The sequence below is a fragment of the Geothrix edaphica genome, assembly GCF_030268045.1.
GTDB classification, from domain to species: domain Bacteria; phylum Acidobacteriota; class Holophagae; order Holophagales; family Holophagaceae; genus Geothrix; species Geothrix edaphica.
This window is the reverse complement of record NZ_BSDC01000001.1, coordinates 17,057-39,100: the sequence shown is the minus strand read 5'-3', so window position 1 is coordinate 39,100 and position 22,044 is coordinate 17,057. Positions and strand designations below refer to the sequence as shown.

17 protein-coding genes and 4 tRNA genes are annotated in these 22,044 nt (G+C 64.4%); all 21 read right to left on the bottom strand.

Annotated features, from left to right (window positions below; genetic code table 11):
• Positions 1-254: 254 nt before the first annotated feature.
• The gene (locus QSJ30_RS00185; RefSeq protein WP_285605759.1) at positions 255-1,502 is read right to left on the bottom strand and encodes a lipopolysaccharide biosynthesis protein; all 1,248 of its coding nucleotides are present in this window, start codon (positions 1,500-1,502) and stop codon (positions 255-257) included.
• Between the two features lie 88 nt (positions 1,503-1,590).
• Positions 1,591-2,703, bottom strand: coding sequence for a DegT/DnrJ/EryC1/StrS family aminotransferase (locus tag QSJ30_RS00180; protein WP_285605758.1), 1,113 nt, complete (start codon positions 2,701-2,703; stop codon positions 1,591-1,593).
• Positions 2,703-3,287 carry an acyltransferase gene (locus tag QSJ30_RS00175; RefSeq protein WP_285605757.1) on the bottom strand — a complete coding sequence of 195 codons (585 nt, stop codon included), beginning with the start codon at positions 3,285-3,287 and terminating at the stop codon, positions 2,703-2,705. The genes QSJ30_RS00180 and QSJ30_RS00175 overlap by 1 nt, the downstream gene beginning before the upstream one ends.
• 11 nt (positions 3,288-3,298) lie before the next feature.
• Positions 3,299-4,636 (bottom strand): nucleotide sugar dehydrogenase, encoded by a 1,338-nt coding sequence (locus QSJ30_RS00170; protein WP_420798745.1) that lies wholly within the window; start codon positions 4,634-4,636, stop codon positions 3,299-3,301.
• A 3-nt stretch (positions 4,637-4,639) separates the two neighbouring features.
• Positions 4,640-5,689 (bottom strand): Gfo/Idh/MocA family protein, encoded by a 1,050-nt coding sequence (locus QSJ30_RS00165; RefSeq protein WP_285605755.1) that lies wholly within the window; start codon positions 5,687-5,689, stop codon positions 4,640-4,642.
• Positions 5,686-6,663 carry a GumC domain-containing protein gene (locus tag QSJ30_RS00160; RefSeq protein ID WP_285605754.1) on the bottom strand — a complete coding sequence of 326 codons (978 nt, stop codon included), beginning with the start codon at positions 6,661-6,663 and terminating at the stop codon, positions 5,686-5,688. Before QSJ30_RS00160 ends, QSJ30_RS00165 begins: the two co-directional genes overlap by 4 nt.
• A gap of 112 nt (positions 6,664-6,775) precedes the next feature.
• Positions 6,776-10,999, bottom strand: coding sequence for a DNA-directed RNA polymerase subunit beta' (gene rpoC / locus QSJ30_RS00155; RefSeq protein ID WP_285605753.1), 4,224 nt, complete (start codon positions 10,997-10,999; stop codon positions 6,776-6,778).
• A 42-nt stretch (positions 11,000-11,041) separates the two neighbouring features.
• Entirely contained in the window at positions 11,042-15,436 is a 4,395-nt protein-coding gene (rpoB, locus tag QSJ30_RS00150) for a DNA-directed RNA polymerase subunit beta (RefSeq protein ID WP_285605752.1), read from the bottom strand.
• A 369-nt stretch (positions 15,437-15,805) separates the two neighbouring features.
• Positions 15,806-16,183, bottom strand: a complete 378-nt coding sequence (rplL, locus tag QSJ30_RS00145; RefSeq protein ID WP_285605751.1) for a 50S ribosomal protein L7/L12 — start codon at positions 16,181-16,183, stop codon at positions 15,806-15,808.
• 55 nt (positions 16,184-16,238) lie between these two features.
• Positions 16,239-16,727: a 50S ribosomal protein L10 gene (gene rplJ, locus QSJ30_RS00140; RefSeq protein ID WP_285605750.1), complete on the bottom strand. Its 489-nt coding sequence runs from the start codon at positions 16,725-16,727 to the stop codon at positions 16,239-16,241.
• Positions 16,728-16,737: 10 nt separating this feature from the next.
• Positions 16,738-17,427 (bottom strand): 50S ribosomal protein L1, encoded by a 690-nt coding sequence (gene rplA, locus QSJ30_RS00135; protein ID WP_285605749.1) that lies wholly within the window; start codon positions 17,425-17,427, stop codon positions 16,738-16,740.
• A 130-nt stretch (positions 17,428-17,557) separates the two neighbouring features.
• Positions 17,558-17,989 (bottom strand): 50S ribosomal protein L11, encoded by a 432-nt coding sequence (rplK, locus tag QSJ30_RS00130; RefSeq protein WP_285605748.1) that lies wholly within the window; start codon positions 17,987-17,989, stop codon positions 17,558-17,560.
• A 303-nt stretch (positions 17,990-18,292) separates the two neighbouring features.
• A complete protein-coding gene (nusG, locus tag QSJ30_RS00125; RefSeq protein ID WP_285605747.1) occupies positions 18,293-18,931 on the bottom strand; it encodes a transcription termination/antitermination protein NusG in 639 nt (212 codons plus the stop codon).
• A gap of 13 nt (positions 18,932-18,944) precedes the next feature.
• Positions 18,945-19,139: a preprotein translocase subunit SecE gene (gene secE / locus QSJ30_RS00120; protein ID WP_285605746.1), complete on the bottom strand. Its 195-nt coding sequence runs from the start codon at positions 19,137-19,139 to the stop codon at positions 18,945-18,947.
• A 69-nt stretch (positions 19,140-19,208) separates the two neighbouring features.
• Positions 19,209-19,284: transfer RNA gene (locus QSJ30_RS00115), tRNA-Trp, on the bottom strand.
• 52 nt (positions 19,285-19,336) lie between these two features.
• Positions 19,337-19,486 carry a 50S ribosomal protein L33 gene (rpmG, locus tag QSJ30_RS00110; protein ID WP_285605745.1) on the bottom strand — a complete coding sequence of 50 codons (150 nt, stop codon included), beginning with the start codon at positions 19,484-19,486 and terminating at the stop codon, positions 19,337-19,339.
• Between the two features lie 30 nt (positions 19,487-19,516).
• Positions 19,517-20,710 (bottom strand): elongation factor Tu, encoded by a 1,194-nt coding sequence (tuf, locus tag QSJ30_RS00105; RefSeq protein WP_243303368.1) that lies wholly within the window; start codon positions 20,708-20,710, stop codon positions 19,517-19,519.
• Positions 20,711-20,762: 52 nt separating this feature from the next.
• Positions 20,763-20,837 (bottom strand) — tRNA-Thr (locus QSJ30_RS00100).
• 74 nt (positions 20,838-20,911) lie between these two features.
• Positions 20,912-20,987: transfer RNA gene (locus tag QSJ30_RS00095), tRNA-Gly, on the bottom strand.
• A 64-nt stretch (positions 20,988-21,051) separates the two neighbouring features.
• Positions 21,052-21,138: transfer RNA gene (locus QSJ30_RS00090), tRNA-Tyr, on the bottom strand.
• 180 nt (positions 21,139-21,318) lie between these two features.
• A complete protein-coding gene (gene rlmB, locus QSJ30_RS00085) occupies positions 21,319-22,044 on the bottom strand; it encodes a 23S rRNA (guanosine(2251)-2'-O)-methyltransferase RlmB (RefSeq protein ID WP_285605744.1) in 726 nt (241 codons plus the stop codon).

Below are 22,044 nucleotides of genomic sequence, written 5' to 3'. Positions count from 1 at the left end.
AACCGATGTCGGAGTGCTTTCCCATCCGGGAATCGACCATCTGAGTGCCTGCACAGACCTTCGAGGAAGGATGGATCTGCGAACCCTTGATGGCCCGGAGGTGGAGCTTTTTGATGGCCTTGGCAAACAGGTACTCGATCGCGTTCAACATGGATGGGCCCCGGGATCCAGAAGGCAGAGGAGGACATCAACCCTGGCTGGGGTGAACGTGGTCGACCACGGCCAGAGGATCATTTCAGCCTCTCAGAAAAGATCTAGACTTTCTCATGGTTGGCCGCCCGGAGGGTCAGCAGCTGGTGGGTGATGAGCACATGGGCGAGGTAGGAGAGGGCTCCTGCGGTGCTGAGCATCCCGATTGTCCCCGGCATTCCCAGGCCCATCGCTTGCGAGGCCGCCAGGGCTGCCACGATGAACGCCAACCGCCCCACATCCCAGGCCGTCTGAAGGTCCTGCCTCTCCAACACGGTGAGGGTCGGAATCAGGGGCCAGGCGATGAAAGCCAGGTAGTGGTTGAGCGCGAGGATCCGCGCCATCTGGCCCGCCGGCTCCCAGTGTGGGCCGAAGACGAACCGGAACAGCCATGGCCCCCCGATCAGCAGGACCGCCGCAGGGACGAGCCCGATGAGCATCAGCTTTTTCAGCAGCCCCCGGTAAAGCGCCAGCATCCGGCGTGGGTCCCCGGTGCTCAGGCGTCCGGCCTCACCCATGAATACTTGCGACACCGACTGGCCGAGAAGAACGGAAGGGAGCCCCACCACCCGGTCTGCCAGGGCATACCACCCAAGCACGTCAGCGCCAAGTTGGTGCAGCAACATGATCGAGGGGACGGTCAGACCGAGGGAATTGATCAGTGCCCCCCAGGCGGAGATCAGAGGAAAACGCCGATATCGACGCGCCGCCTGAAGCACCGATGCGAGGCTCCAGCGCCCTGCAAACCGATCGAGGTCCCGATTGAATTCCCTCAACAGGGGGACAAGAGCGCCGATCCGTCCAATGCAGTCCCCCAGCATCAGCCCTGCATGGCCAGGAATGGAGGTGAACCCGCCTGCGACCTGTCCACCGACTTGGCTTGATGCCTGGCACAACTTGGAGAGGCTCACAGAGCGAAACGAGGATTTCCGGATGGCCCAGAAGGTCAACACCTGGTAGATGCTCGCCAGCATAGCCCCGACCGGGATCAGGAACGCGCCCCATCCCAGAGGCTGGAGGATGGATGGCCATCCCTTCAGCGCGAAAAGGGAGGTCATCAGGGCCAGACACCCGATCCCCGCAATCGTCGACACCATCAATCCGAGCACCACGAGCCTGAACCCACCCTCATCATCCTCGGGCAGCAGGATCGCCATCTCGTATCTCAACGCCAGGATGACGCTCAACACCATCAGGAACGATAAATAGATCTGGAAACGCCCAAAGGATTCAGGACCGTAGATCCGGCTCAGGATCGGCGCCCCCAGCAGGGTGACGGCGTGCCCCATCCAGGTCCCACCGGCGATCTCCACAACCCCCTTCACAAAGGGATTCTGGTCCCGCCATGCCTTCAGGCGGGTTATTGGGTTGGTTGGATTCAAAGTTGACGCCCGTCCGTGCTCAAACGAATGATTGTCCAATTGCAGCTGCCACTGCTCCCTGGATGCCTGGATCCAACTCGGGCCAGACGGGAAGGCTGAGGACTTGCTGCGAGGCAGTCTCCGCCACCGGGCACGAGGCGGTGGCGTGACTTTCCTGGTAGAGCTTCAGCCGATGGCAGGGGATCGGGTAGTAGACCATCGTCCCGATGCCCTGTTCCGCAAGCCGGGCCTGGAGTGCATCTCGATCCTGCCCTTGGACCCGGATCGTGTACTGGTGGAACACATGCCCCGGAACCACCTCCGGCGTGACCAGGCCCTTGATTCCGCCCAGCAGCGTCCGGTAGTGACCGGCCACGCGGATCCGCCCCTCATTCCATGCGTCGATGCGAGGAAGCTTCACCCGAAGCATGGCCGCGTGCAGCTCGTCGAGGCGGGAGTTGTACCCGACCGTTTCGTTGAAGTACTTCTTTCGGCTCCCGTGGACCCTGAGCATCCGGGCGGTGGCCGCCAGGTCATCGTCGTTGGTGGCAAGCATGCCGCCGTCTCCGAAGGCACTCAGGTTCTTGGTGGGAAAGAAGCTATAGCAGCCGAAGACGCCCATGGAGCCCGTCTGCCGCCCTTTCCAGGTCGCGCCGAAACTCTGGGCGCAATCTTCCACCACCTTCACTCCGTGCTTGGCCGCAATGGCCTGGATGCGGTCCATATTGCAGGGACGCCCGAAGAGGTGCACGGGGATGATGGCCTTGGTGCGGGGCGTGATGGCCGGCTCGATGAGATCGGCGTTGATGTTGAAGGAGGCCTCTTCGATGTCCACAAAGACGGGCGTGGCGCCGACGTGGCTGATGGCTTCGGCTGTGGCGAAGAAGGTGAAAGGCGTGGTGATGACCTCGTCCCCGGGGCCGATGCCCAGGGCCCGAAGGGCGATGTACAGGGCGTCCGTGCCGGAATTCAGGCCGATGGCATGCTTCACACCCAGGTAGGTGGCTGCCTCTTCCTCGAAAGCCCTCACCTCCGGCCCCACGATGAAATGACCGGACTTCATCACGCGTTCGAAGGCGGCCTGAAGGTCCGGCCAGAGGGCCTCGATCTGGGGCTTCAGGTCGAGGATGGGTATCTGGGTCTGGGTGCTCATCAATCCACCTTGCTCACGAGACCCCGGGGGTCTTTGCGGTACTTCTGGCCGTAACTGGTCGTCGCCTCACCGTGGCGGTCGAAAGCCAGGCGCTCCCCCCGCTCGCACATGTGCCCGATGATCCGGGCGGGGACCCCCGCCACCATGGCGTAGGGTGGCACATCCTTCGTCACCACGGCCCCCGCGGCCACGAAGGCGCACTCGTGCAGGGTCACCCCGCACACGATGGTGGCGTTGGCACCGATGGAGGCGCCGCGCTTGACGCGGGTCTCCTTATAGTCCTCGCTGGTGTTTCTGGGGAAGAGGCAGCGGGGCGTGGTCACGTTGGTGAACACCATGCTGGGCCCGCAGAACACGTAGTCCTCGAGGATGACACCCTCGTAGAGGCTCACATTATTCTGGATCTTGCAGTAGTCGCCGATGGTGACGCCGTTGGCCACCATGACGTTCTGCCCCAGGATCGAGTGCCTACCGATGACGGCCTTGGGGTAGATGTGGCAGAAGTGCCAGACCTTGGTGCCCTCGCCCAGCTGGGCGCCCTCGTCCACCACGGCGGTGGGGTGTGTGTAGGCGGGTTTCTCCATGGGTGAATCCTCTAGAGCAGCACGACGTTTGGTTTGGGGCCGTCCACCCGCTTCAGGGCGTTCCGCGTATCCAGGATCTGGACGGATTCCTTCGCGACCAGAGCGTAGTCCACCGCCGTGTGATCGGTGAGGATCAGCACCAGATCGGCTCGATTCAGGGCCTCCGCCGTGAGGGGCACGCTCCGAAGATCGTGACCGTGCTCCGTGAAGTGCGGGATGTGGGGGTCGTGGTAGGTGATCACGGCCCCCCGCTGGGCCAGCAGATGCAGCACCTCGGTGCTGGGGCTCTCCCGGGGGTCGTCGATGTCCTTCTTGTAGGCCACGCCCAGGACGAATACCTTGGAACCGCGGAGCCCCTTGCCCTGGTCGCTGAGCAGCCGCATGGTCTTGTCAGCGACGAACTCGGGCATCCGTCGGTTGATCTCTCCGGCCAGGGCGATGAACCGGGTGTTGAAGTTGAATTCCCGGGCCTTCCATTCCAGGTAGTGGGGATCCAGGGGAATGCAATGTCCTCCCACACCGGGTCCTGGATAGAAGGGCATGATGCCGAAGGGCTTGGTGAAAGCCGCGTCCAACACCTCCCAGACGTTCAGCCCCATGCGGTCGCAGAGCAGGGTCAGCTCGTTGACCAGCGCGATGTTCACCGCGCGGAAGGTGTTTTCAAACACCTTGGTCATTTCCGCCGCCGCGGCGCTGCTCACCGGCACGACGTTCAGGATGGTCTTCCGGTACAGGGCCACCGCCACCTCCCGGCTCGCGGGGTCCGAAGCCCCCACCACCTTGTTGGTGTTCTTGGTGGTGTAGCGCCGGTTTCCCGGATCCACCCGCTCGGGGCTGTGGGCCAGGAAGAAGTCCACACCAGCCTTGAGCCCCGACTGTTCCAGGATCGGCTTCATCACCTCGTCGGTGGTCCCCGGATAGGTTGTGCTCTCCAGGCTGATGAGCTGGCCCGGCCGAAGGCGCTTCGCGATGTCCCGCGTGACCGCCTCGATGTACTGCAGATCTGGATTCAGGTTCTTGGTGAGAGGCGTCGGCACGGCAATGATCAGCACGTCCATGTCGCCGAGACGGTCCATGTCGGTGGTAGCCGTGATGAAGCCGTCTGCCACCAGGCTACGCAATTCCTCGTCGTCCACATCCCCGATGAAGTTCTTCCCCTGGTTCACCAGGTCCACACGATGGGCGCTGCGATCAAACCCCAGCACCCGGAACCCGACTTTGCCCTTCTCCACCGCGAAGGGCAGCCCCACATAGCCCAGCCCGATCACCCCCACCTTGGCCGTGACCGATTCAATCTTCCCCAGGATGCCCTGGACGAGTTCCCGGGTTGGCATGACGGTGTTCTCCATGGTTCACCCACGTCCGAGCGGCACACTCTGGGGCACGTAGTGGAGGTGGACCTCCTTGCCCGTGAAAGCCGATTCGTACAGCGCATTGATGATTTCCAGTGACTTGCGACCTTCCAGCCCGTCCAACATGGATCGCCGCCCGGATTCGAGGCAGGTCAGCATGTCCTCGTAGAAGGGCTTGTGGCCAAAGCCATAAACATTCGGAGGATCCGTGATGGACTTCTGGGCCTCGTCATCCTCGGGGGAGGGTTCTGTAAAATTCCAGGTCACCATCCGATTGACGCTGAACCCGCCCACCACTACGGAACCCTTTTCCCCCAGGACGGAAATGCTGCCTTCCAGATCCTTGGGGCGCGTGGCGGTCGTGGCTTCCACCACACCCAGGGCCCCGCTCGTGAACTTGAGGACGGCCACGCCGGTGTCTTCCGCCTCGATGTCCACCAGGCGGGTGGAGATGTAGGATTTTACCGACTCTACGGGCCCCAGGAGCCACTGGAGCAGATCAATGTGGTGACTCGCCTGGTTGGTGAAGACGCCGCCATCCAGCTTCCAGGTCCCGCGCCAAGCGGCCTGATCGTAGTAGTCCTGCCCCCTCGACCAACGAATGCGAACAGTGCCGAGGACCATCTTGCCGAACCGCCCCTGGTCGACGGCCCTGCGCAGCTGCTGAATGGCCGGATTGAACCGGTTCTGCTTCACCACGAACAGACGGGTTCCATGCGTTTCACAGGTTTCGATCAGCCGGTCGGCGTCCTCCAAGGTGAGCGCCATGGGTTTCTCCACCACGACCACTGGCACATGGGGGGCCAGCAGGCGGCCCACATCAGGGTGAGAACCGGAATCGGTCAGGATGCTGACGACATCCGGCTTTTCCCGTTTCACCATTTCCAGGGCGTCCGTGTAGTGGGGGATCCCCAGGGGTTCCGCCGTCTCGCGGGCTCGGGCCTCCACCAGGTCACACACCGCGACGAGCCGCAATTCGGGTATCTGGGTCAACACCTGCACATGGCGTCTCGAAATCCGTCCGCAGCCAACTAGGGCAATGGTTCTCACGCTCGTTCTCCCTGACTGCCGACCGATCGTTCGGACAGGCGTTCCTTGATCCACCTACGGTTTTCGAATCCCCAGCTCCCGAGGCCAACCAGAAACGCCAGAGCCACCACCAATTGGCTTCGCGCCGGGCGATTCTTCTCGATGGGCAGATTCCCTTGATCCAATACGTTGAGAATGGGAATGTCGTTCTTCTCTTCGAGGAGAGCCTGCTCACGGTTGAGGGCCAGGGTGGTGACGAGCTGTTGGCGAAGACGAAGCTCACCCTCGAGGCGAGTTCCCTTCAGCCGGACGGCCGGGTCAGCACTGTTCAGGTAGTTCCGGTTGCCTTCAAGAAATCGGCGGAGAGCCTCCTCGGCTTCATCCATCTCCCGGCGTGCCTCCGCCAGACGGGCCTCGGCGAAGACGACCTTGGCGCCTCCGCGGGTGTGGCCCTTCTCCTGGAGGAAGACCTCAAGGAGTTTACCGGCGCGTCGCACGACCAGTTGGGAGAGATCCGGCGATCTGGTTTCGGCCCCGATGAAGATGACCTTCGACTTGAGGTCCCGGGAAACAGAAAGGACGCTGCTGAGTTCCTGAACCGCCCGATCCAGATTCTTGGCTTCAAGGTAGTCCGAGAGGGTGCCTTTCACGAGGTGCTCGGCGCCGAAACGCCAAGAGCGGGCGTGGTACTGGAATTCGGTGTTGAGGAGCTGCTCGCGCAGCCAGCGGCTGTTCAGGACGTCGACGAAGTTGGCATCGTTGCCCTCGCCACCCGGCACGCTGACGCCGAAGGCGGCGGCGGCGGTGGCGAGGCCGCCGAGGCCGCCCCCCAGCCCCTTGGATTCCACCGGCAGGAGCCGGGCCTCGGAGCGGTAGTAGTTCGGCATGAAGAGCGTGACGACGGCCGTGAGGAGACCCGCCGCGACCGCCCACTGGAGGGGTTTCTTCAGGCTGGCTTTGAGATCCAGGACCGGAGCTTCAATCGGGGTGGGCATAAGGTCCCAGATTATCAGAGTCCGGGCAGAGACTGCCCCGCTGCCACGATGCTGGCAGTCACAAAAAAGGGCGGGATCGCTCCCGCCCTTTCTGGTGCTGTGAAGATTGCGGCTACAGGTCTTCGCCGTCGATCTCGGTCATGCCCTGGAGCTCTTCGACGTGCTGCGCCATGCGGGCGTATTCATCGTCGAAGTCCTCGCCGCCCTGGAACTCGTTCGGGGTGGGCTCGGGGTACTCGCCCTCCTCGATCTCCAGGTTGCGGTAGTGGACCATGCCCGTGCCGGCGGGGATGAGCCGGCCGAGGATGACGTTCTCCTTGAGGCCGCGGAGGTAGTCCACGCGGCCTTCCAGCGCGGCCTCGGTGAGGACGCGGGTGGTCTCCTGGAAGCTGGCGGCGGAGATGAAGCTCTCGGAGGTGAGCGCGGCCTTGGTGATGCCGAGCAGCAGGGGCTCGCAGGTGGCGGGGGTGCCGCCATCCTTGAGGGCCTGCTCGTTGATCTCCTTGAAGCGGTGCTTGTCCACCTTCTCCTCGACGATGAGCGGGGTGTCGCCCACGTCGGTGATGAGGACCCAGCGCATCATCTGGCGGATGATCACCTCGATGTGCTTGTCATTGATCACCACGCCCTGGGCCCGATAGACCTCCTGCACCTCGTTGACGAGGAAGGCCTGGAGGGCGCGATCGCCCTGGACCTTGAGGAGATCGTGGGGGCTGACGGCGCCCTCGGTGAGCTTCTCGCCGGCGCGGATCTCATCGCCGTCCTGCACCTGGATGTGCTTGCCGCGGGGGATGAGGTATTCGCCCTTCTCCCCGGTTTCCGCTTCGACCACGACCTTCTGGTTGCCGCGGACGCGGTTGCCGTACTTCGCGATGCCGGTGACTTCGCTGATGATGGCGGGTTCCTTGGGCTTGCGGCCTTCGAACAGCTCGGTGACGCGCGGCAGGCCGCCCGTGATGTCGCTGGTCTTGGCCTGCTGGCGGCTGGTCTTGGCGATGACGTCGCCGGGCAGCAGCTCCTGGCCCTCTTCCACTTCGATGTAGGCGCCGGTGGGGATGTTGTAGCGCTTGAGCACCTTGTGGTTGTCCCCCTTGACGTTGATGTGGGGGTGGATCTTGTCGTCGGTGGGATCGATGACCTTCTTGCGGAAGTTGCCGGAGATCGGATCCTTCTCTTCCTGGTACGAGACGTTGACTTCGAATTCCTTGAAGTCCGCCACACCGCCCACTTCCGTGAGCAGCACGTCGTTGTAAGGATCCCACTCGGCGAGCACGGTGCGGGGCTCGACCGCCTCCTTGTCCTTGACCCTCAGGATGGCGCCGGAGGTGATCTTGTAGCGCTCGCGCTCGTTGCCGTCCGTGTCGGTCACCAGGAGGTAGCCGTTGCGGGTGAGGGCCACGGTCTCGTCCTTGCGGTTGACGACGGTGCGGCCCTCGAGGCCTTCATACCGGACGATGCCGGCGATCTGGGCCTCGTGGGTGCTCTTCTCGGAGGTGCGGCTCGCGGCGCCGCCCACGTGGAAGGTACGCATGGTGAGCTGGGTGCCGGGCTCGCCGATGGACTGGGCGGCGATGACGCCCACGGCCTCGCCCAGGTCGACCAGGCGGCCGGTGCTGAGGTTCAGCCCGTAGCACTTGGCGCAGATGCCGCGACGGGCTTCGCAGGTGAGGGCGGAGCGGATCTTGACCTTGGCGATGCCGCTGGTCTCGATCTTGAACGCCAGCTCTTCGGAGATCAGGGTGCCCGCGGGGGCCCGGACGATCGTGGGATCGTAGGGATCCACGATGTCCTCGAGGCAGACGCGGCCCATGATGCGGTCGCGCAGGCGGGAGCGGATGGTGCCGTCGCTGTTGACGATGGCCTCCACCTCGATGCCGCCCATGGTCTCGCAGTCGTCCTCGTTGACGATGACGTCCTGGGCCACGTCCACCAGCTTGCGGGTGAGGTAGCCGGAGTCGGCCGTCTTCAATGCGGTGTCCGCCAATCCCTTACGGGCACCATGGGTCGAGATGAAGTACTGCAGAACGGAGAGGCCTTCCTTGAAGTTCGCGGTGATGGGCGTCTCGATGATGTCGCCGCTGGGCTTGGCCATGAGGCCGCGCATGCCGGCGACCTGGCGGATCTGCGTCTTGGAACCGCGGGCGCCGGAGTCGGCCAGGATGTAGATGGAGTTGAGGAACGTGTCGTTCTCGTTCCGCTTCTCCAGCTCCTTCATCATGTCGCTGGCCACCTGGTCGCTGGTCTTGCCCCAGACTTCCAGGATGCGGTTGTAGCGCGTGGACGAGTCGAGGCGGCCCTCATAGGCCTCCTTCTCGATGGCGCGGACATCCTCGGTGGCCTTCTTGAGCAGCTTGCCCTTGGTGTCAGGCACCACCAGGTCGTCGATGCCCACGGACACGCCGGCCTTCATGGCCCACATGAAGCCGGTGTCCTTCATGGCATCCAGCATGCGGATGGTCACTTCGGGGCCGTTCAGCTTGTAGGCGCGGTTCACGAGGGAGAGCAGGCCCTCCTTCTTGAGCAGGCCGTTGATGAAGGGCAGCTCTGCGGGCAGGGCGCGGTTGAAGAGCACGCGGCCCACGGTGGTGGTCTTGATCTGGTTCTTCACGGTCTCGGCGGGCGCCTCGAAGACCTCCTGCTCGGAGTTCTTCTTGGGGTCCTTCGCGTGCCAGGCCTCGGTGTCCACCCACTCGCCGGTGTAGCGCAGCTGGATGATGGCGTGGGTATCCACCACGCCTGCATAGTGGGCCGCGACCACGTCGTTGACGCTGCCGAAGACCATGCCCTCGCCCTTGCGGCCGATGCGCTTCTTGGTGAGGTAGTAGCCGCCGAGCACGATGTCCTGGCTGGGCACCACGTTCGGGCGGCCGTTGGCGGGGTTGAGGATGTTCTGGGTGGACATCATCAGCACCTTGGCCTCGATCTGGGCCATGGGGCTGAGGGGCACGTGCACGGCCATCTGGTCGCCGTCGAAGTCGGCGTTGAAGGCGGTGCAGACCAGGGGATGCAGGCGGATGGCCTTGCCTTCGACCAGCACAGGCTGGAAGGCCTGGATGCCGAGGCGGTGCAGGGTCGGGGCGCGGTTCAGCAGGACCGGGTGGTCCTTGATGACCTCTTCCAGGACGTCCCAGACCTCGGGACGGCCCTCTTCGACCATCTCCTTGGCCTGGCGGATGGTGGCGGCGAAGCCCTTGTGCTCGAGCCGGTTGAAGATGAAGGGCTTGAAGAGCTCCAGCGCCATCTTCTTGGGCAGGCCGCACTGGTGCAGCTTGAGGTCGGGACCCACCACGATGACGGAGCGGCCCGAGTAGTCCACGCGCTTGCCGAGCAGGTTCTGGCGGAACCGGCCCTGCTTGCCCTTGAGGGCGTCGCTGAGGGACTTCAGGGGGCGGTTGCTGACACCGCGCAGGAGGCGACCGCGCTTGCCGTTCTCGAACAGCGCGTCCACGGCCTCCTGCAGCATGCGCTTCTCGTTGCGCACGATGACGTCGGGGGCCTTGAGCTCCAGGAGCTTCTTGAGGCGGTTGTTGCGGTTGATGACGCGGCGGTAGAGGTCGTTCAGGTCGGAGGTGGCGAAGCGGCCGCCGTCGAGGGGCACCAGGGGGCGCAGCTCGGGGGGCAGCACGGGCACCACATCGAGGATCATCCACTCGGGCTTGTTGCCGGAGCGGTGGAAGGATTCCGCCACCTTGAGGCGCTTGGCGATCTTGCTGCGCTTCTGGCTGGAGGTCTCCTTCTTCATCAGGTCGCGGAGCTCGATGGTGAGCGCCTCGATATCCACCTGCTTGAGCAGCTCCTTGATGGCCTCGGCGCCCATCTGGGCCTTGAAGCCCTCGCCGTGGAGGCTGCGGGCCTCGCGGAACTTGTCCTCGTTGAGGATCTCGCCTTCCTTCAGGGTCGTGCCGCCGGACTCGGTGACGGCATAGGCCTCGAAGTAGAGCACGCGCTCCAGGTCCTTCAGGGGGATGTCCAGGAGGTAGCCGATGCGGCTGGGGACGCCCTTGAAGAACCACACGTGGCTGACCGGGCTGGCCAGCGCGATGTGGCCCATGCGCTCGCGGCGCACGGACTTCTTGGTGACTTCGACGCCGCACTTGTCGCAGGTGACGCCTTTGAACTTCTGCCGCTTGTACTTGCCGCAGAGGCATTCCCAATCGTTCACGGGGCCGAAGATGCGGGCGCAGAAGAGGCCGTCGCGCTCGGGCTTCAGGCTGCGGTAGTTGATGGTCTCGGGCTTGGTGACTTCGCCCTTGGACCAGGAACGCATCTTGTCCGGGCTGGCCAGGGACACCCGGATGCACTCATAGGCGTTGATGTTCTGCTGCTCAGGATACATGGGGACCTCTCAGGGTTCGTCGGGAACGGAAGCGGAAGGAGATCAGCCTTCGATGGAGAAGGCGGCGGGTTCTTCTTCCACGAGGCCTGGATCCAGCTCTTCACGGGTGAGCATCTCGACATCGATGCACAGCGCGTTGAGTTCCTTCTTCACGACGTTGAAGCTCTCGGGGAGGCCGGGATCCTTGATGGTCTCGCCCTTGATGATGGCCTGGTAGATCTGGGTGCGGCCGTGCATGTCGTCGGACTTGTAGGTGAGGAGTTCCTGCAGCACGTGCGCCGCGCCGTAGGCTTCCAGCGCCCAGACTTCCATCTCGCCGAAGCGCTGGCCACCGAACTGGGCCTTGCCGCCGAGGGGCTGCTGGGTGATGAGGCTGTAGGGCCCGATGCTCCGGGCGTGGATTTTGTTGTCCACCAGGTGGTGCAGCTTGAGCATGTAGACGCAGCCCACGTTCACGGGCTGCTCGAAGGCCTCGCCGGTCATGCCGTCGAAGAGCATGGTCTTGCCGGTGACATCGGGACCCAGCTTGTGGTTCTTCTCCCAGGCCTGGGTGAGGAAGCCCTTGATGTCGGCTTCCCGGGCGCCGTCGAAGACAGGCGTGGAGAAGTGGACGCCGAGGGTCTTGCCGGCCCAGCCGAGGTGGCACTCGAGCACCTGGCCGATGTTCATACGGGAAGGCACGCCGAGGGGGTTCAGCACGATGTCCACGGGGCGGCCATCGGGCAGGTAGGGCATGTCCTCCACGGGGAGGATGCGGCTGACCACGCCCTTGTTGCCGTGGCGGCCGGCCATCTTGTCGCCGACCTGCAGCTTGCGCTTCACGGCCACGTAGCACTTCACGGTCTTGAGGACGCCGGGCATGAGCTCGTCGCCCTTGAGCAGGCGCTCCATGCGCTCGTCGAGGATGTTGCGCAGGACCTTGAGCTGGCTCTCGGTCTTGTCGAGGATGTCCAGGACCTCGGTCTCGATGCGGTTCTTGCCCGCGGCCACAGAGATCTGCCGGAAGCGGTGGTAGGGCACGGCTTCGAGCATGTTCTGGGTGAGCTTCTTGCCCTTGGGCAGCAGCTCCTTCTGGCCCTTGTCATCCGTGAGGGTCTCGGAGAGCTCCTTGCCCTTCAGCAGGGCCACGATCTTCTTCTTGGCCTCGGCGCGGATGATGCGCTCCTCGTCGGAGAGATCCTTCTCCCACTTGGCGATCTGGTCGCGCTCGATCTGCTGGGTGCGGAGGTCCTTCTCCTGGCCCTTGCGGGTGAACACCTTGATGTCCACCACGGTGCCCTCGATGCCCGGGGGCACGGTCAGGCTGGCATCCTTCACGTCGCTGGCCTTCTCGCCGAAGATGGCGCGGAGCAGCTTCTCCTCGGGGCTGAGGATGGTCTCGCCCTTGGGCGTGACCTTGCCCACCAGGATGTCGCCGTGGCGAACTGTGGCGCCGGTGCGGATGATGCCGCTGTCGTCGAGGTTCTTGAGGGCCTCTTCGCGGACCTGGGGGATGTCGCGGGTGATCTCTTCGGGGCCCAGCTTGGTGTCGCGGGCGTGGACCTCGAACTCTTCGATGTGGATGGTGGTGTAGAGGTCTTCCTTCACCACGCGCTCGGAGATCAGGATCGCGTCCTCGAAGTTGTAGCCGCGCCAGGGCATGTAGGCCACGACGAGGTTGCGGCCCAGGGCCAGCTCGCCGTGATCGGTGCAGGGGCCGTCGGCGAGGATCTGGCCCTCGGTGACGTACTCGCCCTTCTTCACGAGCGGGGTCTGGTTGAGGCAGGTGTTCTGGTTGGAACGGGCGAACTTCACCAGGGTGTAGATGTCCACGCCGGACTCGACGCCCTCGGTCTCGGGATCATCCTCGACGCGCACCACGATGCGGTTGGCGTCCACGGTCTCCACGATGCCCGAGCGGCGGCAGACCACGCAGGCGCCGGAATCCTTGGCGGCCACGTACTCCATGCCGGTGCCCACGATGGGGGCCTCGGTGCGGATGAGGGGCACGGCCTGGCGCTGCATGTTGGCGCCCATGAGGGCGCGGTTGGCGTCGTCGTTCTCGAGGAAGGGGATGAGCGAGGCGGCCACGGAGACCACCTGCTTGGGGCTCACGTCCATGAGCGTGACCTTGTCGCGGGTGAGGATCTTGGTCTCACCGGCGACGCGGACGGTGACGTCCTCGTCGAGGATGGCGCCGTCGGCGTCCACGGGCACGTTGGCCTGGGCGATGACATGCTCGTCCTCCTCCCACGCGGAGAGGTAGAAGGCGTGCATCTCGAACTTGGCGGCGCGCTTGCCGGCCTTGGTCAGCTTCTTGTTCTCGGCTTCCAGGTCCTCCAGGCGGACCACGTCCATGTAGCCGAACTTGGAGTCGCCCACGCTGGTGACCTTGGCGAAGTGGACGATGCGACCGTTCTCCACCTTGAGGTAGGGGCTCTCGATGAAGCCGAATTCGTTGATGCGGGCGTAGCAGGAGAGCGAGCTGATGAGGCCGATGTTCGGACCTTCAGGCGTCTCGATGGGGCAGATGCGGCCGTAGTGCGAGGTGTGCACGTCGCGCACCTCGAAGCCCGCGCGGTCGCGGCTGAGGCCGCCCGGTCCGAGGGCCGACAGGCGGCGCTTGTGGGTGATCTCGGACAGCGGGTTGGTCTGGTCCATGAACTGGGAGAGCTGGCTGCTGCCGAAGAACTCCTTCATGGCCGCGATGACCGGCTTGCTGTTGATGAGGTCGTGGGCCTGCAGGGGGCTGTTGGGATCCTGCGCGATGCTGAACTTCTCCTTGATGGCCCGCTGCACGCGCACCAGGCCCACACGGAAGCCGTTCTCCAGGAGCTCACCCACGGACCGCACGCGGCGGTTGCCCAGGTGGTCGATGTCATCCGCGCGGACGGGGGCGATCTCGCCGATGTCCTGGCGGGTGGTGTCGTACTTCTTCAGGCGCAGCAGGTAGTGGACGGTCTTCACGAAGTCGTCCGTGCCCAGCGTGCGGAAGTCCAGGTCGGTGGTGAGGCCCAGCTTGGCGTTGATCTTGTGGCGGCCCACCTTGCTGAGGTCGTACTTCTGGGGATCGAAGAACATGCCGAAGAGCAGCTTCTTGCTGGATTCCAGCGTGGCGGGCTCGCCGGGACGGATCTTTTTGAAGAGCTCCTTGGCGGCCTCTTCGCTATCCTCGGTGTGATCCTTGGCCAGGGTCTCGGAGAAGACCTTGCCGGTGAGGTCGGCCTCGGGGAAGCAGACATCGAAGGACTGGATGTCGTTGGCCAGGAACATCTCGAGGTGCGTCTGGAGGAAGGGCTCGTTGGCTTCCATGAGCACTTCGCCGGTGCCCATGTTCACGATGTCCTGCAGCAGCACGGCGCCGTCGAGCACCTCGCGCTCCACGGGCACGTCCTTGATGCCGGCCTTCTCCATCTGCTCGAGGACGCGGCGGGTGATCTTCTTGTCCTTGGCGAGGATCTCTTCCTTGGTCTTGGGGTGCTTCACGGCCTCGCCGAGCTTGCGTCCCACCAGGAGGTCGCTCACGGCCACGCTCAGCTTGCCCTTCTTGAGGAAGAAGGTGGCCGGCGCGTAGAAGTGGCGGAGCATGGCCTCGTTGGAGCCGAGGTCCTCGTTGAAGAGGCCCAGGGCGCGCATGAAGGTGGCGCCGAGGAACTTGCGCTTGCGGTCGATGCGGGCGTAGAGCAGGCCCTTGGAGTCGAGCTCGAACTCGATCCAGGAGCCGCGGTACGGGATGATCTGCGAGCTGTAGAGGCTCTTGTCGGACGCGATGCTGAAGAAGACGCCGGGGCTGCGGTGCAGCTGGCTCACGATCACGCGCTCGGTGCCGTTGATGATGAAGGTGCCGCGGTCGGTCATGATCGGCAGGTCGCCGAAGTAGACCTCCGAATCCTGGCTCTGCTTGAACCGGCGGTTGCCCTTGTCATCCTTGTCGAACTGGTTGAGACGCACGCGGATCTTCAGCGGGGCGGCCATGGTGGCGCCGCGCTCGACGCACTCGTCCATGCCCATCTTCTGCTTCATCGAGACGGGCTCCTGGCACACGTCGCAGATGGTCGCCGCGTTCTTGTTGCGCGTGCCGCACTTGGGGCAGTCCACCGTGGGATCCTTCGGGTGGTCCGACACGATGCTGTGGCCGCACTGCTTGCACGAGGTGCGGAGGTGCTCCAGGCCCAGGTACTTTTCGCACTTGCAGGCCCAGTGGCCCACGGTGTAGTCGAGGAACTCGACTTCCAGCGTGGCGTCGGTGCCGTCGGGGTTCTTGCCGTTGTGCACGGGGAACATCGACTCGAACACGGCCTTGAGGCCGCGCGTCTCCCGCTCGCTGTGGAGCAGGTTCATCTGGAGGAACTCGTCGTAGCTCCGCTTCTGGATGTCGATCAGGTTCGGAATGGGGACCAGGGACCGGATCTTCGAGAAGTTGTGGCGCTGGCGGTAGATGTTCTGCTGAACACTCATGGTTCGCTCCAGATGAAGTTGGCGGAACCTTCGATGAACGGCACGCGGCGCGATGGGGCGATGCTGCGGGCCTTGAGCAAAGACGGCGATGCCCCGGAGCCGCGGCCCCGGGGAAGGGATCAGAGGTTGGTGACGCGGATCACGCAGCCACATGCACCGAAGGCCACCCCGCCACCCATCGGTGGAGGGAGCGGCCCAGCAAGGTGATTGGCGCTGCGGCGGAAGGCGTTTCGCAACCAGGGGCCTTTATAGGTGGCGGGACCGCCCGAGGGACCGGGCGGAAGGAATAATCGTACCATGTCCAGACAAAACCGCAAAGCGCAAGGTGCACAGGGCACCCTACGCTTTGCGTTAGTGCTGGAAAGGCGACTACTTGATCTCGACCTTGGCGCCAGCGGCTTCGAGCTTTTCCTTGATCTTGGCGGCTTCGTCCTTGGCCACGCCTTCCTTGACGGGCTTGGGGGCGCCGTCAACGAGGTCCTTGGCTTCCTTGAGGCCCAGGCCGGCGACGATCTCGCGGACGGCCTTGATGACGTTCAGCTTGTTGGCGCCGGCGTCAGCCAGGATGACATTGAACTCGGTCTGCTCTTCGGCAGCGGCAGCCGGGGCGGCGCCGCCGGCGGCGGGAGCGGCCATGGCGGCGGCGGACACGCCGAAGCGGTCCTCGAGGGCCTTGACCAGGTTGGCCAGGTCGAGCACGGTCATGGTTTCGATTTCAGCGATGAGCTGATCAGCGGTGAGAGCCATGATGGGTCTCCTACATGCAAATGAATGGTTTTGGATTCGGGGTTGAGGGTGCGTCTTACTCGCCGGCCTTCTGCTTGCGGATGCCCTCGAGGGCGACCGCCAGACCGGAGATGGGATAGGTCATGAGGTAGAGCAGCTTGGCGATCAGCACGTCGCGGCTCGGCAGCTCGGCCAGGACCTGGAGCTGCTTGGCGTCGATCTGCTTGCCATCCATGATGCCGGCCTTGAAGGTGGCGGCCGGGTTGTCCTTCAGGAAGCCGTTGACGGCCTTGGCCAGGGCGATGACGTCGTCCTTGGTGGTGGCCACGGCGCTGGCGCCCTTGAAGTGATCACCCAGGGCGGCGAAGGTGGTGTCCTTCACGGCCAGGCGGAGCAGGGTGTTCTTGCTGACACGGTACTGGGCCTTGCTCTCGCGGATGCTCTTGCGGAAGGCGGTGTCCTTCCCGACCACGAGACCCTTGAATTCGATCACGACCGCCGAGGTGGCGGACGCGAAGGTCTCCTTGAGCACGGCGACTTCGGCGATCTTCTGGTTCTTTTCCATGGTCGGCCTCCTACTTCTCAACACTGGTGTTGAGGGTGACCGAGGGGCCCATCGTGGAGGCGATGAACATCGTCTTCACGTACTTGCCCTTCGCCGTGGCGGGCTTGGCCTTCTGGACGGCATCGATGAGCGCCTTGGCGTTCTCTTCCAGCTTCTCGACGCCGAAGGAGAGCTTGCCCACGGGCGCGTGGATGATGCCGGTCTTGTCGACGCGGTACTCCACCTTGCCGGCCTTGATCTCCTTGATGGCCTTGACCACATCGAAGGTCACGGTGCCGGTCTTGGGGTTGGGCATGAGGCCACGGGGGCCCAGCACCTTACCCAGCCGACCGACGCCCTTCATCATGTCGGGGGTCGCGACCAGGGCATCGAAGTCGAGGAATCCGCCGGCGATCTTCTCCACCAGCTCGTCCCCGCCCACGATCTCGGCGCCCGCCGCTTCCGCTTCCTTGATCTTCTCGCCACCCGCGATCACCGCCACACGCATGGTCTTGCCCGTTCCGTGCGGCAGGACGATGGTGCCACGGACCATCTGGTCCGCGTGGCGGGGATCCACACCGAGCCGCATGTGCACTTCGACCGTCTCGTCGAACTTGGCGTAGGCCGCGTCCTTCACGACAGTGAGCGCATCTTTCAGCTCATAGGGGCGATCTTCGATCTTGGCCGCGGCAGCCCGGTACTTCTTTCCAGGTTTTGCCATATTGGCTCCATTCGAACAATCTCCCGCGATGACGGTCGCGGTGGCCGGGATCGCCGCACGGCGCGGCTCTCCAACAAAAACGAAACGCTGAAACGAGGCTCGCACGGGCTTGGGACCCGTGCGAAAAACATCAGTCGACGACTTCGACACCCATGGAGCGCGCGGAGCCGGCGATGGAACGGACGGCGGCCTCGAGGCTGCCGGCGGTGAGGTCGGGCATCTTCACCTTGGCGATCTCGGCGAGCTGGGCCTTGGTGATCTTGCCGACCTTCTGCTTGTTGGGCGTGGGGCTGCCCTTGTCCAGGCCGAGCTTCTTCTTGATCAGCACGGCGGCGGGCGGGGTCTTGAGGATGAAGCTGAAGCTGCGGTCGGCGTAGACGGTGATGACGACGGGCAGGGTGGTGCCCTTCTCGACCGCGCTCACGGACTTCGCGTTGAACTGCTTCACGAACTCCATGATGTTGACGCCGTGCTGGCCCAGCGCGGGGCCGACGGGAGGAGCCGGGGTGGCCTCGCCCGCGGGCAGCTGCAGCTTGATGTAGCCGGTGACCTTCTTTGCCATGTGGATGCTCCCGCGGAGGATTCCGGCGCATGCCGGCGACGTCCGCCTTGTAGGGTGGGGATCCGGGGGATCGCCCAGCCGGGTTGAAAACGTCCCGATCCAGACGGACCGGGACGTGAAAGTCTACCTGAAAGACCGGGGAAAGTCCTCAGGAAATATGGAAGAAGCCGTTGCCCGGCTGCGCCGGGCAACGGCGCGGGGGCTCCGGGGGGAGGCTCCATCTCCGCGGCCGGTCTGCGGGAGCACAGCGCGGGGCGCTGTGCGTCAGATGGAGAGCGCGCAGCGCGGTCCCCCGGACAGCATTCACCTCTTCTCGACCTGGATGAAGTCCAGTTCCACGGGGGTGGAACGGCCGAACACCGTGACCATGACCTTGATGGTGGAGCGCTCCTCGTGGATCTCCTCCACATCGCCCTCGAAGTTGGCGAAGGGGCCGTCGATGATGCGGACCTTCTCGCCCTTCTCGAAGTGATACTTGGGCTTGGGCTTCTCCTGCGTCTCTTCGGTGTGGTGCATGATCTGGCGGACTTCCTCGTCCGTCAGGGGCGTGGGCCGCTTCTTGTTGGCCCCCACGAAGCTGGTCACCTTGGGCGTGTTGCGCACCAGGTGCCAGTCGGCGTCGGCCATCTCGACGGAGCCGCCAGGCTTGCGCTCCACCTGGATCTGCACGAGGAGGTAGCCGGGGAACGACTTGCGCTTCTTGACGACGCGCTCCTTCTTGCCGGACTTGGCGTCGACCTTCATCTCCTCGTAGGTCTCCTCGGGGATCTGGATGTCCCCGAAGTTCTCGTCGCGCTCTTCCATCTTGATGCGCTGGCGGAGGTGCTCCATCACCTTGGCTTCGTAGCCCGAGTAGGTGTGGATGATGAACCACTTGAGTTCGCGGCCCTGCGGCTGCGCCGGGACTGCCGTATCCAAGGGAGTGCTCACGAGATCAGTCATGGCTGCCTCCGGCTCAACGCGTCTTCAGCCACAAGGCCGCAAAGGCCTTGGAGAGGACCCAGTCCACGGACCACAGGTAGACGCCGACGAACACCGAGACGATCACCACCGTCCAGGTCGAGGTCAGCACTTTCTCCTTGCTGGGCCAGTCCACCCGGTCGAGTTCTGCGAACAGATCCCTGGCCTGCTGCTTGATGGCGCCGATCACGATGGACCCCGTGGAAAGGATTCGGTGAGAAAAACCTGGCCCCGAGCGGGTTCGCCGGGGCCGGGAAGGTGGCAGGGGAGACAGGGTTCGAACCCGCGACCTGCGGATTTGGAGTCCGCTGCTCTACCAGCTGAGCTACTCCCCTGTGGGACCGCCCGGCTTCTGGTGGGAGCCGGGCGGGAACCCTTCGACCGGGGCTACTTGGCCTCGCGGTGAATCTTGTATCCGCCACAGAAGCGGCAGAACTTGTTGAATTCAAGCTTGCCTGTGGTGGTCTTCTTGTTCTTGGTGGTGCTGTAGTTCTTACGCTTGCATTCCGTGCACTGCAAGTGGACGATGTCGCGCATGGGAACCTCCTAAATCGGGCGGGTCTGGCTTTAGGCCAGGATCTCGCCCACGTTGCCGGCGCCCACGGTACGTCCACCCTCGCGGATGGCGAACTTCAGGCCCTTGTCCATGGCGATGGGCTGGATCAGCTCGACCGTCAGGGTGACATTGTCGCCGGGCATCACCATCTCGCGGCCAGCCTCGAGCTCGATGGAGCCGGTCACGTCAGTGGTGCGGAAGTAGAACTGGGGACGGTACTTGTTGAAGAAGGGGGTGTGGCGGCCGCCCTCTTCCTTGGTCAGCACGTACACCTGGGCGTTGAACTTGGTGTGGGGGGTGATGCTGCCGGGCTTGGCGAGCACCTGGCCGCGCTCCACATCCTTGCGCTCCACGCCGCGGAGCAGGATGCCGGCGTTGTCGCCAGCCTGGCCCTGGTCCAGGGACTTGCGGAACATCTCGACGCCGGTCACGACCTTCTTGACGGTGTCCTTGAGGCCGATGATCTCGATCTCCTCGCCGACCTTGACGATGCCCTGCTCGATGCGGCCGGTCACCACGGTGCCGCGGCCGGTGATCGTGAACACGTCCTCGACGGGCATGATGAAGGGCTTGTCGATGGCGCGGACGGGATCGGGGATGTAGGCGTCGACGGCATCCATGAGCTCGAGGATGCACTTGCAGTCCGCGTGGTCGGGGGTGTCGGCGTGATCCAGGGCCAGGCGGGCGGAACCCTTGATGATGGGGATCTCGTCGCCGGGGTACTGGTAGGAGGACAGGAGGTCGCGGATCTCCATCTCGACCAGCTCGGCGAGCTCGGGATCGGCGATGTCGATCTTGTTCATGAAGACCACGATGTAGGGCACGCCGACCTGACGGGCGAGCAGGATGTGCTCACGGGTCTGGGGCATGGGGCCGTCGGTGGCGGCGACCACGAGGATGGCGCCGTCCATCTGGGCCGCGCCGGTGATCATGTTCTTCACGTAGTCGGCGTGGCCGGGGCAGTCGACGTGCGCGTAGTGGCGCTTCTCGGTCTGGTACTCGACGTGGGCGGTGTTGATCGTGATCCCGCGGGCCTTCTCTTCAGGCGCGGAGTCGATCTGGTCGTACGACTTCGTCTCGCCGCCGAACTTCTTCGCGAGGATGAAGGTGATGGCTGCGGTCAGTGTGGTTTTGCCGTGGTCCACGTGGCCGATGGTGCCGATGTTGACGTGGGGCTTGGAACGGTCGAATTTCTCTTTGGCCACGGGTGCCTCCTGGAAGGTGGAAGAGAGAATGAAGGTTGAACAGTGCGAAGGGTGGAGCCCACAACCGGGCTTGAACCGGTGACCTCTTCCTTACCAAGGAAGTGCTCTACCACTGAGCTATGTGGGCCTTGAACCTTCCCGCCGTGGTGGAACGCGGCGGGGGTGCCTTGCCGTCTGCCCAAGTGAGGCGGACGGGGAGGGTGGAGCGGGAAACGGGGTTCGAACCCGCGACATTCAGCTTGGAAGGCTGACGCTCTACCAACTGAGCTATTCCCGCGGTGGAAACCCGAGTACGGGATCCAGCGCTCCCGGATCCCGCAAGGGCGGGAAGCCTGGAGGACTGGTGCCGAGAGAAGGATTCGAACCTCCGTAACGCGATGCGTGGCAGATTTACAGTCTGCTGCCATTAACCACTCGGCCATCTCGGCATGCTTGTCCGTCGCCCCTCCCGGGGCTTGTCAATGCTTCCCGGGAGACCCGGAAAGCTCCCCTCGGAACCCCTGTCGGGGCTCCGTGTCAGGGTCGCTGCGAGGCAGGGCTTTCCTGACAGGGAACTCGAAAGATATCACGCGTCCCCGGGTGCCTCAAGGGGAAACTTCCCTGGGCGCTCACGGTTGCCGCCGGGCCAGGACCCGGAAGAGCGTCACCGCGGCGGCGGCGGAGACGTTCAGGCTCTCGATGCCGCCGGGCATGGGGATGTGCAGCAGGCCATCGCAGCGCTCGCGGATCTTGAGGTGCAGGCCCTCGCCCTCGGCCCCCATGACCAGCACCGTGGCGCGGTCGAAGGGTTCCTCCAGATAGTCGCGGCTGCCCTCGCCGGCCGCCAGGCCATAGATCCAGCCCCCGGCCTCCTTGAGGTCGTCCAGGGCGCGGCCCAGGTTCACCACGCGGCACACGGGCACGCGGCCCGCCGTGCCCGCGCTGGCCCGCACCACCGTCTCGTTCACGGCCGCGGAGCGCCGCTCGGGCAGGATCACGCCGTCCACCGCGGCCGCCGCCGCGGAACGCAGGATGGCGCCCAGGTTGTGGGGATCGGTCACGCCATCCAGGGCCAGGACCAGCGCCGTGTCGCCCTTGGCCTTGAGGCGGGCGAGGACTTCCTCGAACTCCACATAGGCGAAGGGCCCGCCCTCGCCCAGCACGCCCTGGTGGCGCTGCCCTTGGGCCCGGCGATCCAGGCCGTCCATGGGCTCGCGGTGGATGACCACGCCCGCGCCCCGGGCTTCACCCACAAACTTCGCCAGCCGCCCGAAGGCCGCGGGTGCGATCCAGACCGTGTGCAGCTCGCCCCTGGCCAGGGCCTCTTCGCAGGCGTGGGGCCCCAAGTAGCGCAT

Coding starts and splice junctions, on each gene's coding strand:
- rplK (WP_285605748.1), bottom strand. CDS start 17,989: ATGGCAAAGAAGGTCACCGGCTACATCAAGCTGCAGCTGCCCGCGGGC.
- rpmG (WP_285605745.1), bottom strand. CDS start 19,486: ATGCGCGACATCGTCCACTTGCAGTGCACGGAATGCAAGCGTAAGAAC.
- QSJ30_RS00180 (WP_285605758.1), bottom strand. CDS start 2,703: ATGAGCACCCAGACCCAGATACCCATCCTCGACCTGAAGCCCCAGATC.
- rplJ (WP_285605750.1), bottom strand. CDS start 16,727: ATGGAAAAGAACCAGAAGATCGCCGAAGTCGCCGTGCTCAAGGAGACC.
- rpoB (WP_285605752.1), bottom strand. CDS start 15,436: ATGAGTGTTCAGCAGAACATCTACCGCCAGCGCCACAACTTCTCGAAG.
- nusG (WP_285605747.1), bottom strand. CDS start 18,931: ATGACTGATCTCGTGAGCACTCCCTTGGATACGGCAGTCCCGGCGCAG.
- rlmB (WP_285605744.1), bottom strand. CDS start 22,044: ATGCGCTACTTGGGGCCCCACGCCTGCGAAGAGGCCCTGGCCAGGGGC.
- QSJ30_RS00175 (WP_285605757.1), bottom strand. CDS start 3,287: ATGGAGAAACCCGCCTACACACACCCCACCGCCGTGGTGGACGAGGGC.
- QSJ30_RS00160 (WP_285605754.1), bottom strand. CDS start 6,663: ATGCCCACCCCGATTGAAGCTCCGGTCCTGGATCTCAAAGCCAGCCTG.
- rpoC (WP_285605753.1), bottom strand. CDS start 10,999: ATGTATCCTGAGCAGCAGAACATCAACGCCTATGAGTGCATCCGGGTG.
- rplL (WP_285605751.1), bottom strand. CDS start 16,183: ATGGCTCTCACCGCTGATCAGCTCATCGCTGAAATCGAAACCATGACC.
- QSJ30_RS00170 (WP_420798745.1), bottom strand. CDS start 4,636: ATGGAGAACACCGTCATGCCAACCCGGGAACTCGTCCAGGGCATCCTG.
- rplA (WP_285605749.1), bottom strand. CDS start 17,427: ATGGCAAAACCTGGAAAGAAGTACCGGGCTGCCGCGGCCAAGATCGAA.